Origin of the sequence: Aeromonas sp. Prich7-2 (assembly GCF_017939255.1) — a bacterium.
Classification (GTDB): domain Bacteria; phylum Pseudomonadota; class Gammaproteobacteria; order Enterobacterales; family Aeromonadaceae; genus Aeromonas; species Aeromonas caviae.
Genome location: NZ_JAGKRI010000064.1, coordinates 16,398 through 31,205 on the forward strand (window position 1 = coordinate 16,398; position 14,808 = coordinate 31,205).

At 62.9% G+C, this 14,808-nt stretch carries 14 protein-coding genes and 1 other annotated feature; of the genes, 7 read left to right on the forward strand and 7 right to left on the reverse strand.

The genetic code is table 11. From position 1 onward, the window contains the following. The first annotated feature begins 131 nt into the window (after positions 1 to 131). The 4 genes from dusC to J9892_RS12805 all read left to right on the forward strand — a co-directional run bounded on the left by dusC (position 132) and on the right by J9892_RS12805 (position 3,450). Complete coding sequence (gene dusC, locus J9892_RS12790) at positions 132 to 1,076, forward strand: tRNA dihydrouridine(16) synthase DusC (protein ID WP_113978443.1); 945 nt, start codon at positions 132 to 134, stop codon at positions 1,074 to 1,076. 56 nt (positions 1,077 to 1,132) lie between these two features. Then, a complete protein-coding gene (locus J9892_RS12795; protein WP_113978445.1) occupies positions 1,133 to 1,960 on the forward strand; it encodes an AraC family transcriptional regulator in 828 nt (275 codons plus the stop codon). Between the two features lie 74 nt (positions 1,961 to 2,034). After that, a complete protein-coding gene (locus J9892_RS12800) occupies positions 2,035 to 3,000 on the forward strand; it encodes a DMT family transporter (protein ID WP_210538450.1) in 966 nt (321 codons plus the stop codon). Positions 3,001 to 3,081: 81 nt separating this feature from the next. Then, entirely contained in the window at positions 3,082 to 3,450 is a 369-nt protein-coding gene (locus tag J9892_RS12805) for a TraR/DksA C4-type zinc finger protein (protein ID WP_039039175.1), read from the forward strand. Positions 3,451 to 3,607: 157 nt separating this feature from the next. Here the strand turns inward: J9892_RS12805 and rnd are convergent, their stop codons facing one another. The 7 genes from rnd to J9892_RS12840 form a co-directional block, all read right to left on the reverse strand. Next, a complete protein-coding gene (rnd, locus tag J9892_RS12810; RefSeq protein ID WP_039039174.1) occupies positions 3,608 to 4,720 on the reverse strand; it encodes a ribonuclease D in 1,113 nt (370 codons plus the stop codon). A gap of 98 nt (positions 4,721 to 4,818) precedes the next feature. Continuing rightward, positions 4,819 to 6,495 (reverse strand): long-chain-fatty-acid--CoA ligase FadD, encoded by a 1,677-nt coding sequence (gene fadD / locus J9892_RS12815; protein WP_010674700.1) that lies wholly within the window; start codon positions 6,493 to 6,495, stop codon positions 4,819 to 4,821. Between the two features lie 196 nt (positions 6,496 to 6,691). After that, positions 6,692 to 7,543: an alpha/beta hydrolase gene (locus tag J9892_RS12820; RefSeq protein WP_200164853.1), complete on the reverse strand. Its 852-nt coding sequence runs from the start codon at positions 7,541 to 7,543 to the stop codon at positions 6,692 to 6,694. A gap of 9 nt (positions 7,544 to 7,552) precedes the next feature. Further along, positions 7,553 to 8,068 (reverse strand): Slp family lipoprotein, encoded by a 516-nt coding sequence (locus tag J9892_RS12825; protein WP_171865382.1) that lies wholly within the window; start codon positions 8,066 to 8,068, stop codon positions 7,553 to 7,555. 50 nt (positions 8,069 to 8,118) lie between these two features. Continuing rightward, the gene (tsaB, locus tag J9892_RS12830) at positions 8,119 to 8,820 is read right to left on the reverse strand and encodes a tRNA (adenosine(37)-N6)-threonylcarbamoyltransferase complex dimerization subunit type 1 TsaB (RefSeq protein WP_171865383.1); all 702 of its coding nucleotides are present in this window, start codon (positions 8,818 to 8,820) and stop codon (positions 8,119 to 8,121) included. A gap of 97 nt (positions 8,821 to 8,917) precedes the next feature. Next, on the reverse strand, positions 8,918 to 10,837 hold the full coding sequence (locus J9892_RS12835; protein ID WP_200164852.1) for an ATP-dependent DNA helicase: 1,920 nt from the start codon (positions 10,835 to 10,837) through the stop codon (positions 8,918 to 8,920). Positions 10,838 to 10,898: 61 nt separating this feature from the next. Next, positions 10,899 to 11,144, reverse strand: a complete 246-nt coding sequence (locus tag J9892_RS12840; RefSeq protein WP_010674695.1) for a hypothetical protein — start codon at positions 11,142 to 11,144, stop codon at positions 10,899 to 10,901. Positions 11,145 to 11,334: 190 nt separating this feature from the next. Continuing rightward, positions 11,335 to 11,459, forward strand: a sequence feature (His leader region). A 28-nt stretch (positions 11,460 to 11,487) separates the two neighbouring features. Between J9892_RS12840 and hisG the strand changes: the two genes are divergently transcribed. Genes hisG through hisC form a run of 3 tightly spaced genes read left to right on the forward strand, consistent with a single transcriptional unit; the run spans position 11,488 to position 14,808 of the window. Next, positions 11,488 to 12,384 carry an ATP phosphoribosyltransferase gene (gene hisG, locus J9892_RS12845; protein ID WP_010674694.1) on the forward strand — a complete coding sequence of 299 codons (897 nt, stop codon included), beginning with the start codon at positions 11,488 to 11,490 and terminating at the stop codon, positions 12,382 to 12,384. 31 nt (positions 12,385 to 12,415) lie between these two features. Next, on the forward strand, positions 12,416 to 13,741 hold the full coding sequence (gene hisD / locus J9892_RS12850; protein ID WP_114522875.1) for a histidinol dehydrogenase: 1,326 nt from the start codon (positions 12,416 to 12,418) through the stop codon (positions 13,739 to 13,741). Continuing rightward, positions 13,738 to 14,808, forward strand: a complete 1,071-nt coding sequence (gene hisC, locus J9892_RS12855) for a histidinol-phosphate transaminase (RefSeq protein ID WP_052815011.1) — start codon at positions 13,738 to 13,740, stop codon at positions 14,806 to 14,808. Before hisD ends, hisC begins: the two co-directional genes overlap by 4 nt.

Genomic DNA, 14,808 nt, shown 5'->3' on the forward strand with positions numbered 1-14,808 from the left:
CCCGGAAGCTGACAGCCTGGCCCAGTCGGCGGCCGTCGATTGGGGTCATCGAGTGGGCAGACGGCTGACAATCCCGGCCATTGCCACTACAATCTGCGCTCTTTTTTCTCCCCTTGTCTTCGGAAGCAGCTATGCGCGTTATTTTGGCCCCCATGCAGGGGGTGCTGGATCACCTGATGCGGGAGGTCCTCACCTCCGTCAATGATTACGACCTCTGCGTCAGTGAATTCATCCGGGTGGTCGATCAACTGCTGCCCGCCAAGGTCTTCCATCGCCTCTGCCCCGAGCTGAAACAGGATGGCAAGACCCGTGCGGGGACCCCGGTACGGGTGCAACTGCTGGGACAACATCCGGAGTGGCTGGCAGAAAATGCCATACGGGCCATCGAGCTCGGCTCTCCCGGGGTCGATCTCAACTTCGGCTGCCCTGCCCCCACGGTCAACAAGAGCAAGGGGGGCGCCGTGCTGCTCAAGGAGCCCGAGACCATCTATCGCATCGTCAAGGCGGTGCGGGAGGCCGTGCCTGCCCACCTGCCGGTGAGCGCCAAGATCCGTCTGGGATACGATGACAAGGATCTCTATCTGGACAACGCCCAGGCCGTCTATCAGGGGGGGGCCAACGAGCTGGCGGTGCATGCCCGCACCAAGCGCGAAGGCTACAAGGCGCCGGCACACTGGGAGTACGTGGACGCCATCCGCCGCGCCCTGCCCATCCCCGTCACCGCCAACGGCGAGATCTGGAACCATGCCGATGCCCTGACCTGTGCCCGGGTGTCCGGTTGCGATGCCCTCATGGTGGGCCGGGGCGCCATCTCCCTGCCCAACCTGGCCAACGTGATGAAGACGGGGTGTGCCCACATGAGCTGGGCCGAGGTACTGCAACTGATGGTGACCTACACCGAGCAGGATCTGGCGAGCGACAAGGCCGACTACTACCCGAGCCGCATCAAGCAGTGGTTCTCCTACATAGTGCGGGAATACCCCCAGGCCGACGAGCTGTTTCGCCGTATCCGCACCATCAAGACCGCAGAGGAGATCCGCACCGCCCTCGAGCGCGAGTGCGCCTCACAGGCCTAGACTTGGCCGCCACCCCGCGGCGCCCTATGATGAAGGCTCATTGACAGGAGGTCAGGATGCAGGGAGTACCGGTCAACTTTACCCATCAGCACGACAGGGCCGATTTTCGCGCCCTGCCGGGGCAGCCTGCGACCGAGCTCTATCGCGCCCACATCCAGCACCACATCTTCGATCCCCATAGTCACGAGGGGTTTGGCCTCGGTGTCATCGAGTGCGGTGCCGAGCGCTTTCGCTATCGCGGCAGCCAGCTCCTGGCCGGTCCCGGCAGCCTGGTGCTGATGAACCCCGATGAGCTGCACACGGGCGAGTCAGCCTGCGAGCAAGGGTGGCGCTATCGCATGCTCTACCTGCCCGCCGATCGGCTCGAGGCCATCAGCGGCGAGCGCGACTGGCATTTCACCGATGCCGTGCGAAGCGATCCGCGCACTGCCCCCGTCCTGCAGGCGGCCCTGGATGCCCTCTGGCACTGTGACAGCGAGCTCGCCGCCGACGGCCTGCTGCTAAGGGTGTGCGAGACCCTGCGCCCCCATGCCCGGGCCCTGGCGGCCCCGCGCGAAGCGGCCCACCCTCTGGGCCGCGCCATCGACTATATGCAGGCCTGTTTCGCCCGCCCCATTACCCTGGCCGAGCTGGCCGGTGCAGTGAATCTCAGCCCCTACCACTTCCAGCGCAGCTTCAAGGCCCGCTTTCACGTCACCCCCCAGCAGATGTTGATGGCCATCCGCCTGCAGCGCGCCAAGGGGTGGCTGGCCGCAGGCCTGCCTGCTGCCGAGGTGGCCGCCACCTGTGGTCTGGCCGATCAATCCCACCTCAACCGTGCCTTCCTGCGCCGCTATGGCACCACCCCGGTCCGCTACCAGAAACAGGTGCAGGCTGGCCGCTAAAGCGCAATCTGGTTCAATACGCCCCCCTTCCCCCCTGCTAGGCTGGCCTCCTTCTTCTTTACCGGATATGAAACATGTTGATCGGAGTCCTGTTTGCCCTGCTGGCCGGCCTGATGTGGGGGCTCATCTTCGTCGCCCCCCTCTTGGTGGACGGCTACCCCCCCGCCCTGCTCGCGAGCGGCCGCTACCTCGCCTTCGGCCTCATCGTGCTGCCGCTCGCCTGGCAGGCCCGCAAACACCTGGCGGCCCTCTCGGCCAGCGACTGGCGAGAGGCCCTCGCCCTTACTCTGGTGGGGAACCTCCTCTACTACTTCTGCCTGTCGGGGGCCATCTTGCGCATCGGCTCGCCCCTGGCGGCCATGTTTATCGGCACCCTGCCGGTGGTGACGGCCCTGGCCGCCAACCGCCTCTATGGCGCACGGGACGGTCGCCTCTCCCGCACCCGGCTCTACCCGTCCCTGGTGCTGATGGGGGCCGGCCTCTATCTGGTCAACAGCGCCGAGCTGATCTGGCACACCGAGGCGCGCACCGAACAACTGCTTGGGCTCGCCCTGGCGGTGGGCGCCGTGCTGTGCTGGACCTGGTATCCCCTGCGCAACGCCCGCTGGCTGCGCGAGCACCCGGGCCGCAGTCCGGCCGTCTGGGCCACCGCCCAGGGGCTGGTGACCCTACCGGTAGCGCTCATTGCCTATCTCGGCAGCCTCGGCCATCTTGCCCTGAGCGCACCGGACTTTCCCCTGCCCTTCGGGCCGACGCCCCTGCGCTTCGTGCTGCTGATGGGGGCGGTGGGGCTCTTCTGCTCCTGGCTCGGCACCCTGTGCTGGAACGAAGCGAGCCAGCGCCTGCCGACCGTGCTGGTCGGGCCGCTCATTGTGTTCGAGACTCTTGCGGGACTCTTGTACGCCTTCATGCTGCGCGGGATCATGCCCCCCATGAGTACCCTGGTAGGTGTCGTCTGTCTGGTGGCGGGGGTGCTCTACGTCATCACCGGTAAGCCGCAGCACCTGCCGGAAAAACCCGTCAAAGCACGGTTAACTTGACTCATGTCATCTTGATAAACCGCGGGTTTCCCTATACTGGCCGAGTTTTATCACTCGTTTTTGGGGGCTGCTGTGTGTGAAGTGACGCAAGCCCGGTTGGCCGAATGGCATCAGCGCCTTCTGACCGACTGGGCGCAAACAAGAGAGGAGCTGATCCGTCAGCTCAAGGCCTGTCGACAAGATGACTGGGCACAGAAGGTGGAGCGCTGCGAGCGAGATCAACTGGTTGATCTGACCAGCCGTCTCGATCTGCCCGGGGTGGAACACAGCGTGGCACGTCTCAAGCGGCTCGACGCGGCGCTCTGCCAGATGGATCTGGGGCTCTATGGCTTCTGCTCCGATTGTGAGGAGCCGCTGCTCCCTGAACAGCTGGAACAGGATCCGACCCTGCAACGCTGCCCGCGCTGCGAGGCCCGCTACCGCAAGGGATTCCACGCTCACGAACTCTGATGGGGGCACCCTTTGTGCCCGCCATTTTCCTCCTCCACCCCTTCTCGCTTCCCATCATGACGAACCCCCTGGCGCGACGATCCCGGCAACCCCGGGGGCAGCCGCACAGGCATGAAAAAGGGGAGTCATGGACTCCCCTTCTCGTACTGCGTACTCGTCACTGTGCCAGCAGGTGGCCTACCAGCTCATGACGCCACCCTTGCAGCAGCATGGGCTTGTCCGCCCTGGCCCGCTCCTCGGCGCTCATGCGCCAGCTCCAGGTGAAGTACTGGTGGATGATCTTCTTGCTCGCCACCAGTTCCGGTGGAATGTTGCTGGCCTTGGCCTTCTCCTCCACCATGGCCTTGATGCGCTTGAGCTCGGCCTTGTACTGGGGGAAGTCCACCAGACGGCGGATGGGATCGGGCCAGCTCGCAGGGTCGCTCTGCTGGGCGGCGGCGACGATGTCCAGCATCCGCTTGCCGTGGATCTTGATCTCGATGGGCGAGAGGCCCAGTTCGTTGAGATCCCGAAGGGAAGCGGGACGACGCTCCGCCACCTTGAACAGGTGCAGCTCTTTGACCACGAAGTTGAGGGCGAGATCCCGGCGTACAGCTTCCTGCTGGCGCCAGGCGGCCAGCTCGCGCAGGATGGCCAGCTCACGGCGACCCAGTTGCCAGGCGTTGACGATCTCGAGGTAGGCCTGACGGGGATCGCTGCCCTGGGTCTTGCGGGCAGAGTGGTTCTGGCACTCCTGCTCGAACCAGGGGAACTTGCCGCTCTCGCGCAGTCTGGCCATCACCTTCTCGTAGAGGGGCATGAGGTAGAAGACATCCGCCGCGGCATATTCCAGCTGACGAGGGGTAAGGGGGCGCGCCAGCCAGTCGGTACGGGCCTGATCCTTCTCAAGCTCGACCCCGAGGAATTCGTTGACCAGGGCGCCAAACCCCACCGACACGCCATGGCCCAGGAAGGCTGCCGCCAGCTGGGTATCGTGCATCTGGTTGGGCAGGTGACCCGCCTGATGCTGGATAAGTTCCAGATCCTCACCGGAGGCGTGCAGGATGGCAATCTGTCCGGCCCGACCGAGGCGCTGCCACAAACCGGAGAGATCCAGGGTCAGGGGATCGAGCAGGGCAAGCTGCTTGCCATCGTAGATCTGGAACAGACCGAGCTGGGGATAGTAGGTACGGGTGCGAACGAATTCGGTATCGATGGCCAGGGGAACGTCGGCCAGAGAAGCGAGATACTGATCCAGTTCGGCTTGCTGTGAAATGAGTTGATATTGCATCGTTGCCTGCACGTTGGTCGGATCCAGAAAGAAAAAACCGTGGATGTCCCACGGTTTTGCATAACGACAGCGCTGGACTGCAAAGCAGTGCATGCCGGTTACTGCTTGGCAATCTCCTCGTCGCGCAACACGCGGCGCAGGATCTTGCCCACGTTGGTCTTGGGAAGTTCGTCGCGAAATTCTACCAGTTTCGGCACCTTATAGGCAGTCAGATGTTTGCGGCAGTGGGCAATTATCTCCTCTTCCGCCAGCTTTGCATCTTTCTTGACCACGAAGATCTTCACCTGCTCGCCGGACACCGGGTTGGGTACGCCGACGGCGGCCACCTCCAGCACCTTGGGATGCAGGGCCACCACGTCTTCTATCTCGTTCGGGTAGACGTTGAAGCCGGAGACCAGGATCATGTCCTTCTTGCGATCGACGATCTTGAAGAAACCCTGCTCGTCGCATACCGCAATGTCGCCGGTGCAGAGCCAGCCATCCTGCATCACCTCGGCGGTCGCCTCCGGGCGCTGCCAGTAGCCGGTCATCACCTGAGGACCGCGCACCTGCATCTCGCCGGGGGCACCCCGTTCGGTGACCTGGTTCCCCTCGTCATCCACCAGACGGATCTCGGTGGAACAGACCGGCAGACCGATGGAGCCGTTGTAATCCACCAGATCATAGGGGCAGACGCTCACCAGGGGCGAGCACTCGGTCAGGCCATAGCCCTCCAGCAGCGGGGTGCCGGTCAGCCCCTTCCACTGCTCGGCCACCGCCCGTTGCACCGCCATGCCGCCACCGATGGTGAGCTTGAGCTTGGCAAAATCCATGCCCTTGAACTCGTCGTTGTTGACCAGGGCGTTGAACAGGGTATTGACCCCGGTGATGCAGGTGAAAGGATACTTCTTGATCTCTTTGACAAAGCCCGGGATGTCGCGGGGGTTGCTGATGAGCAGGTTGTAGCCCCCCAGACGCATGAACAGCAGGCAGTTCACTGTCAGGGCGAAGACGTGATAGAGCGGCAGCGCCGTGACCACGAACTCCTTGCCGCGCTCCAGCACAGGGCCATAGACACCGAGGCACTGCTCAACGTTGGCGATCATGTTGCGATGAGTCAGCATGGCCCCCTTGGAGAGGCCGGTGGTCCCGCCGGTGTATTGCAGGAAGGCGATGTCCTGGTTGCTGATCTCGGGTTTGATGTACTGCAGGTAGCGCCCCTTGGCGAGGGCCTGGCGCATGGTGCTGGCATGGGGCAAGTTGTACTTGGGCACCAGCTTCTTGACGTATTTGACCACGAAGTTGACCAGGGTCCCCTTGGCCAGCCCCAGGTTGTCCCCCATCCGGGTCAGGATCACATGCTTGACCGGGGTGTCATACACCACTTTTTCCAGGGTGTGGGCAAAGTTGGAGACGATGACGATGGCCTTGGCGCCGGAGTCTTTCAACTGATGCTCCAGCTCGCGCGGGGTATAGAGGGGGTTGACGTTCACCACCGTCATGCCGGCCCGCAGGATGCCGAATACCGCGATGGGGTATTGCAGCAGGTTCGGCATCATCACGGCCACCCTGTCCCCCTTGCCGAGCTTCAGCTCGTTTTGCAGGTAGGCGGCGAAGGCTCGGGACTGCTCCTCCAGCCGGCGGTAGGTAATGGTCTGCCCCATGTTGACGAAGGCGGGTTGATCGGCGAACTGGTTCACCGACTCTTCAAACATCTCGACCAGAGAGCCGTATTGGTCTGGATTGATCTCGGCGGGCACCCCTTCTGGATAACGCTTCAGCCAGACTCTTTCCACGAACTTCTCCTGCATAACTCGCACCTGTGCGCTCACTGTGTTGCCTCCGTCCCTGTCACATCCATTTCAATCAATTGTTTTAAGTTCATGCTCTAATGCCGCACATATTTACATAAGGCAACATCAATTAACAGTGAATTAACAACGGGAAGTGTGAGGGAGAAAGCAAACCTGACATGATTCAAAGCCGCCGATCCTACCGGATTTCAGCGAAGTTTTCGATATAAACGGCGGTTTCTGATGAATTTTCCATATGAAAATGATGGCCTCCTGCCACTGTCACCCGTTCAATGTGGCCAAAGACCGCCTCCCGCAACTGCCACTGTGCCAGGAGCCCGGGGAAGCCCTGCTCTCCCCGGATAAAGAGCACCGGACAGACGATGGCCCGGATCAGGGCCTGGGCCTGCCCCTCGCTCATGCGCAGGGGCGAGAGATCGCGAAGACGGGGATCACTGCGCCAATACCAGCGCCCTGCCCGCGCCTCCAGTTGTCGCTCGCAGATAAGGCGTGCCGCACTCGGGGGGATGTCCGCCACCTTGCAGCGGGCAGCCACCGCCTCCTCGAGGGTGGCAAATCCACTGGTTGCACGCTCACGGGTACGAGTGCGGTTGAGGATGGCGCGGCGCAGCTGCCCCGGTACCTCCTCGTCGGGCTGGCTCAAGGGGCCGAGCCCCTCCAGCAGAATGAGCCGCTCGATTTGCTCGGGAAAAACGCCAGCATAGGCAGAGGCAATCAGCGCCCCCAGGGAGTGACCAAGCAGGATGAAACGCTGCCAGCCCGCGGCCTGGGTGATCTGGTAGAGATCATCCAGCCAGTCCACGAAGACATAGGGAGTCGACTTGTGATCGGAGTGACCATGGCCCGGCAGATCGACGCAGACCAGATGAAACGCCCCCAGCCAGGGGGCCAGAGGCAAAAAGCTGGCACCGTTGTCGAGCCAGCCATGGAGGGCCACCAGCAGCGGTCTGCCCTCCTGACCATTGTCCAGCAGGGCGATGTGCCGCCCGTCCGCCAGGCGCAGCCTGCGCTCCTGCAATGTCGCCGTCATCCGGGCTCCTCAGCGGCGCAGGGGCCGTCTGGGCCAGAAGGGATCATAGAAAGGATCGTAAAAGTAGGGATCCATGTAGCGGATCTCCACCTCCTTCACCGGTGGCCACAGCTTGCTCCCCGTCACCTTGAGTACCGAGAAGCGATACTTGTGCTCGCCAATCTGGCTGTCCACCGGCTTGTCGAGGGTGCCGAGCACCGTCAGGCTGCGACCCTTGGCATAGAGGGTCGGGTCGACAAACCCCTGCATGATGGCGAGAAAACGACCGGGGCTCTGCTCGGTCTGCTCCGGCACCCCGTTGGACTTGAGGGGCAGATAGACCACCTCGATGACACTCTGATCCGCCTTGTTGTGGACCGCCGAGATGACACCGCTCCAGCGGGCCGGCTTGCCTTCCATCCCCTGCAGAGCGGGTTGATAGGCCACCAGCTGATCCGCAGGCTCATAGGCAAGCTCTTTGGGCACCGTGCTGCAACCGCCCAGCAGCAGCCCCACCAATCCCAGCATGAACACGGATTTTCTCATTCGTCTCTCCTTCATCATCCGACAAAGCAGCCCGGGGCAGCCGTTGCCGCCTATTCGCGACCCGGCAGTTTCTTCCAGGTCACCTTGTCACGCAGATAGACAGGGGTGGCTTGCTCAACCGGCACCGCCTCACCCGCAAACCAGGCCTGGCGTGCCAGAGGCAGCATGTCGGCGGCCGCCGGGAAACGCACCTGGCTTGGCATCAGCACATCTGCCAGGCCGCACAGGGTCTCGCCATAGGTTTCAAAACCGGTGCCAACGCAGCTCACCGCGCCAGTAAGCTTGTCACGGGACTGCACCAGTGCGGCTGGTTCGCTCACCACCTCCTCGCCCACCAGCGTCATCACTCCGTCCACCAAGGCGTAGTGGCCGAAATAGACCTCGTCCATGCGCGCATCGATGGCGGCAAGCACCTGCTCGGCCCCTTCCAGCTTATGGGCCCCCTGGGCCATGGCTGCCAGGGTGGAGACACCGATCATCGGCACGCCGGCACCAAAGGCGAGCCCCTGGGCCACGCTGATCCCGATCCGTACCCCGGTGAAGGAGCCAGGCCCACGGCCGAAGGCGATGGCGTCGAGCTCATCCAACGATAGACCTGCTTCATCCAACAGAGCCTGAACCATGGGCAGGATCTTGCGGGTATGGTCACGGGGCGCCTCTTCCCAGCGGGAGTAGAGGGTATCGCCCACCATGAGGGCTGCGGAGCAGGCTTCGGTGGCGGTATCCACGGCCAGGATCTTCAACTCATCCATTCTTTTTATTCTCTTCACATCAGTCAGTTAAATCGTCAGCATGGCCAAGGCCTGCCGTCATGCATGGCCGGGTGCAATCAGCCCCGGCGCGGCGGACTCACTCCCGTGGTCCGAAAAATTCTCCCAGGGTCGCCAGCTCCCGGGTCCGTGGGATGGCAGGCAGACTCTTGATGAAGGTGGCGCCATAGGGCTTGTTGACCACCCGGGGATCACAAATAACCAGTACGCCGTGATCACTGCGATCACGGATGAGCCGCCCCACCCCCTGCTTGAGGGCAATCACCGCCTTGGGCAACTGCAGCTCGGCAAAGGGATCTCCCCCCTTGAGCTTGCAATCCTCCACCCGAGCCTTGAGCTGGGGATCGTCCGGGCTCGCAAAGGGCAGCTTGTCGATGATAACACAGGACAATGCCGCCCCCCGCACGTCTATCCCTTCCCAGAAACTGCTGGTGGCCACCAGCACGGCCCGACCGTTCTCCACGAAGCTCTTGAGCAGCCGCTGCTTGTTGTCTTCCCCTTGCAGCAGGACGGTGCGGCCGATTTCCCGGCGCAGCACCTCGGCCACCTGGCGCATCACCTGATGGCTGGTGCAGAGGAAGAAGCACCCCCCCGGCGTCTTGTTGATGAGGGGGATCATCAGGGTCGCTAGCTGCTCCCCGCGCCCGAAGGCATTGGGCTCTGGCAGGAAACGGGGTACGCACAGGCGCGCCTGCTCGGCGTAATCGAACGGACTGTCGAGAATGAGTTCGGCGCTGCCGGCCAGCCCCATCTCGGCGACGAAGTGGGCGAAGCGATTGTCCACCGTCAAGGTGGCCGAGGTGAAGACCCAGGCCACCTCGGGGCGCTGCACCTCGGCACCGAAGCGCTCGGCGACCGACAGCGGCGTCAGATTGAGGGTAAAGTGCAGACGCGAACAGTCATACCAGTAGGAGAAACCGGTCTGGTTGACCGCCAGCACCTCCCCAAGGCGAGTGCGCAGCTCACTGATGCGCTCGAAGCAGTGATCCAGCTGCTCCCCTCGCCCGAGCGCCAGTTTCAGCACTTCATAACAGAGCCCGATGGCATCGTTGAGGCGGGCCAGCGCCTGGGCCCAGAGGGATTGTCTCAGCAGATCCCGGGTGTTGCCGCGCCCCCCCTCCACGCCGAAGGCAAGGCGCAGATCCTGACTGGCAATGGCGAGCCTGTCCGCCGCCTTGCCAAGCTGGGCCATGTCATGAGCCTCTGCCCGGTAGGCGAGCTGGATATCCTGCGCCAAATCCAGGATGGTGCGGCTGCCCACGGACTTGCCGAAGTAGTGGCTGGCGATCTCGGGCAGCTGGTGCGCCTCGTCGAAGACATAGACCTGCGCCTCGGGCACCAGCTCGCCAAAACCGGTGTCTTTGACCGCCATGTCGGCGAAAAAGAGGTGGTGGTTGATCACCACTACCTGGGCGTCCATGGCACGGCGCCGGGCGATGACCAGGTGACAATCATCGTAATAGGGGCAGTCGCGACCCAGGCAGTTGTCGTTGGTGCTGGTGACGTGGGCAAGGATCTCGGCGTTCTCCTGTAGCCCCGGGATATCCCCCACATCGCCGTTGTCGGTGGCGGTCGACCAGGATTTGACCTTCACGAGATCGCTCAGGATCTCGGGCTTTTGCAGATGGGATTCACTCAACAGCCGGTTCATCCGCTCGATGCAGAGGTAATTGCTGCGCCCCTTGAGCAGTGCCACCGGCGGGGTGTAGTGAAGCGCCCCCGTGATGGTGGGCAGATCCCGATAGAAGAGCTGCTCCTGCAGATTCTTGGACCCGGTACTGATCACCACCCGCTTGCCGGATTCCAGCGCAGGCACCAGATAGGCATAGGTTTTGCCAGTGCCCGTTCCAGCCTCCACCAGCAAGCGGCCACCTTGCTTGATGGCGCGCGACACCGCCTCGGCCATCTCCAGTTGCGGGGCACGGGCCTTGAAGCCGTCAATATGGCGGGCCAGGGGGCCGTCTGGCTTGAACAGGGTCTGGATGATGGTCAAAGGCATGTCCCGCTGCAAAAGCGGGCATTATGCCAAAAGCGCGGAAAAAGCGGGACTGATAATGCGTTCAGACGAAGAGATCAATCCGGTGGTCCGGATCCGGTTTGTGATCATCATCCTGCACCGCTGGTTGATCAGGCTTTGGCGGCTGCTCTCTCTGCTGGTGATGCTGGCCACCTCCGCCATTGTCGGTGCCTATCTTGCGCAGCTGATGTTTCTGGCTGATCTGGGTCACCTCCCGCTTGATGTCATCCGGGCTCGGTGTCGAGGGTGCGCGGGGCAGGATGGGAAATAGCAGGTCCTGGCTGGGCATGATGTCGCCTCCTTTGGCATCTCATTGTCTAGTTATCGACCGGAAAACCGTTTTCTCAACTTTAATCGTCCGGATCACATTTTTCGGTTGCATTTTCTGTCAAGGCAGGTAGTTTAAACCGGGCGTCAACAACGGCATCTGATTTGTAAAGGATTGATTACATCATGAAGTTCACCACCCTGAAGACTCATCATCACCATCATCATCCCGAATAGTCTTTCAGGAGGTTGACTGCTGGAAGACACTTAACTGGTGACTTCCAAAAGGACCGCAAGATTCATAAACCCTCGGAAGCACATACTTCCGAGGGTTTTTTCGTTTTTGACTAGAAGGAAATCGAGCAATGGAAACACAACGTCTGCGCATCGCCATGCAAAAATCCGGTCGTCTGAGCCAGGATTCCCAGGCCCTCTTCAAGAGCTGCGGCCTCAAGATCAACCTGCGGGAACAGCGCCTCATCGCCCATGTCGAGAACATGCCCATCGACATTCTGCGAGTGCGTGATGACGACATCCCGGGTCTGGTGATGGAAGGGGTGGTCGATCTTGGCATCATCGGCGAGAACGTTCTCGAAGAGGTGCAGCTCATCCGCGCAGCCCAGGGGCAGCCCTTTGCGGTGAAGACCCTCAAACAGCTCGACTTCGGCGGCTGCCGCCTCTCTCTGGCGGTGCCGGACGATGTCAACTACACAGGACCCGAGAGCCTGGCCGGCAAGCGCATCGCCACCTCCTACCCCGGTCTGCTCAAGCGCTTCTTCGACGAGAAGGGCCTGGGCTTCAAGAGCGTGATGCTGGGCGGCTCGGTGGAAGTGGCCCCCCGCGCGGGTCTGGCCGATGCCATCTGCGATCTGGTCTCCACCGGCGCAACCCTGGAAGCCAACGGCCTGAAAGAGGTCGAGGTGATCTACCGCTCCAAGGCCGTGCTGGTGCAGGCCCCCAACCCCCTGAACGATGCCAAGCAGAAGCTCATTGACAAGCTGCTGCCCCGCATCCAGGGGATGCAACAGGCGCGCGAAAGCAAATACATCATGCTGCACGCCCCCAAAGACAAGCTCGATGCCATCACCGATCTGCTGCCGGGGGCGGAGCGTCCCACCATCATGCAGCTCGCCGGTGACACCAACCAGGTGGCCCTGCACGTCGTCTCCAGCGAAACCCTGTTCTGGGAGACCATGGAACAGCTCAAGGCCCTGGGTGCCAGCTCCATCCTGGTGCTGCCCATTGAAAAGATGATGGAATAAGCCGAGAGAGATGGAATAAGGAAGACACATCATGCAGACCCTGATCTGGAAGACCCTCTCCCCCGCCCGGCAAGCCGAGGTCCTGACCCGGCCCGCCCTTGGCGACGAAGCCGACATCGGTACCGTGGTGCGAGACATCATTGCCGCGGTACGCAGCCGGGGCGATGAGGCCCTGCGCGAGCTGAGCCAGCGTTTCGAACGCGCGCCCCGCGAACAGCTTCGGGTGAGCGACGCGGAGGTGGATGCCGCCTGCACTCGACTCGGTGATGACATCAAGGGCGCCATCGAGGCCGCCATCGCCAATATCCGTACCTTCCACGCCGCCCAGGTGCAGCCCGTCGTGCGCGTCGAGACCCAGCCCGGGGTGCTGTGCGAGCTGCGCACCCAACCCATCAGCCGGGTCGGTCTCTATGTCCCGGGAGGCAGCGCGCCGCTCCCCTCCACCGTGATGATGCTGGCCATTCCGGCAAGCCTGGCCGGTTGCCGTGAGGTGGTGCTCTGCACCCCGTCTCCGGCGAGCGACGAGATCCTGTTTGCCGCCCGCGCCTGTGGCGTTCGCCAGGTGTTCGCCATCGGCGGCGCCCAGGCCATCGCGGCCATGGCCTATGGCACGCAGACCATCCCCAAGGTGGACAAGATCTTCGGCCCGGGCAACGCCTATGTGACCGAAGCCAAGGGCCAGGTTTCCCGTGACTGGCGGGGCGCCGCCATCGACATGCCAGCCGGCCCCTCCGAGGTGCTGGTGATCGCAGACGAGAGCGCCAACCCGGCCTTCGTGGCATCGGATCTGCTCTCCCAGGCCGAGCACGGCCCCGACAGCCAGGTGGTGCTGGTCACCACCTCCGCTTCCCTGGCCGATGCCATCGGCAGCGAGATCCAGGCGCAACTCGCCGACCTCAGCCGCCGCGACATCGCCGAGCAAGCCCTGAAGGCAAGCCTGGTGATCCTCTGCGACAACCTGGAGGAGGCCTGCGCCATCTCCAACGCCTATGCACCGGAACACCTCATCGTGCAGACCCGGGCCCCCCGGGATCTGCTGGACAAGCTCGAGAACGCGGGCTCCATCTTCCTCGGGGCATGGACACCGGAGTCGGTCGGTGATTACGCCAGCGGCACCAACCACACCCTGCCCACCTACGGCTATGCCCGCACCTGCTCGAGCTTGGGGCTTGCCGACTATCAGCGCCGCTACACGGTTCAAGAGCTCACTGCAGACGGCATTCGCGGCCTTGGCCCCATCGTCCAGCGCATCGCCCAGGCCGAGGGGCTCGATGCCCACAAGCATGCCGTCACCCTCAGGTTGAACGCCCTGGCCGCCGAGCCCCAACAAACAGCACAGCAGAAGGATTTGTCATGAGCATCGTCAATCTGGCCCGTCGCGTTGTGCGGGCTCTCACTCCCTACCAGTCCGCTCGCCGCATCGGCGGCCAGGGCCACGTCTGGCTCAATGCCAACGAGGCCCCCCTGGCCTATCCCTTCACCGTCGAGGGGAGCCGCCTCAACCGCTATCCCGAGTGCCAGCCGGCCGAGGTGGTGAATGGCTATGCCGCCTACGCCGGGGTCAATCCGGATCAGGTGCTGGTAAGCCGCGGTGCCGACGAGGCCATCGAGCTCTTGATCCGCACCTTCTGCGAGGCAGGGGAAGATCAAATCCTCATCTGCCCCCCCACCTACGGCATGTACGCCATCAGCGCCGAGACCTGTGGCGTGGGGATTGTCGAGCAGCCATTGACCGCCAGCCGTCAGCCGGACTGGCCCGCCATCGCCGATCGCCTCTCTGACGTGAAGCTGGTGTTCCTCTGCTCCCCCAACAATCCCACCGGGGATCTGGTGGGCCGCAAGGGACTCGTCGCCCTGCTGGAGAAGGCCCGGGACCGCGCCATCATCGTCGTGGACGAGGCCTACATCGAGTTCTGCCCGGAGGCCTCCGTGGTGGACCTGCTCGCCCAATACCCGAACCTGGTGGTGACCCGCACCCTCTCCAAGGCCTTCGCCCTGGCAGGGATCCGCTGCGGCTTTACTTTGGGGGATCCCGAGGTGATTGCCATGCTGGCCAAGGTGATCGCGCCCTACCCCATTCCCGACCCCATCGCCCAGATTGCCGCCCAGGCGCTCTCTCCCATGGGGCTGGAACTGATGCAGGAGCGGGTGCTGGAACTCAACAAGCAAAAGGCGCTCATCAAGGCGGAGCTGCTTCGTCTGCCCTGCGTCAAGGAAGTGTTCGAGGACAAGGGCAACTTCGTGCTGGTGCGCTTCAAAGATGGCGCCGCCGTGTTCGCCGCCATGAAGGCCGCCGGCATCATCTTGCGTGATTTCTCCAGCAAGCCTGGCCTTGACAACAGCATCCGCATCACCATCGGCTATCAGGGCGAAATGGACGCCGTGCTGGCCGTGCTGCGTGACCTGCCCCCACCCTCTCTGTAA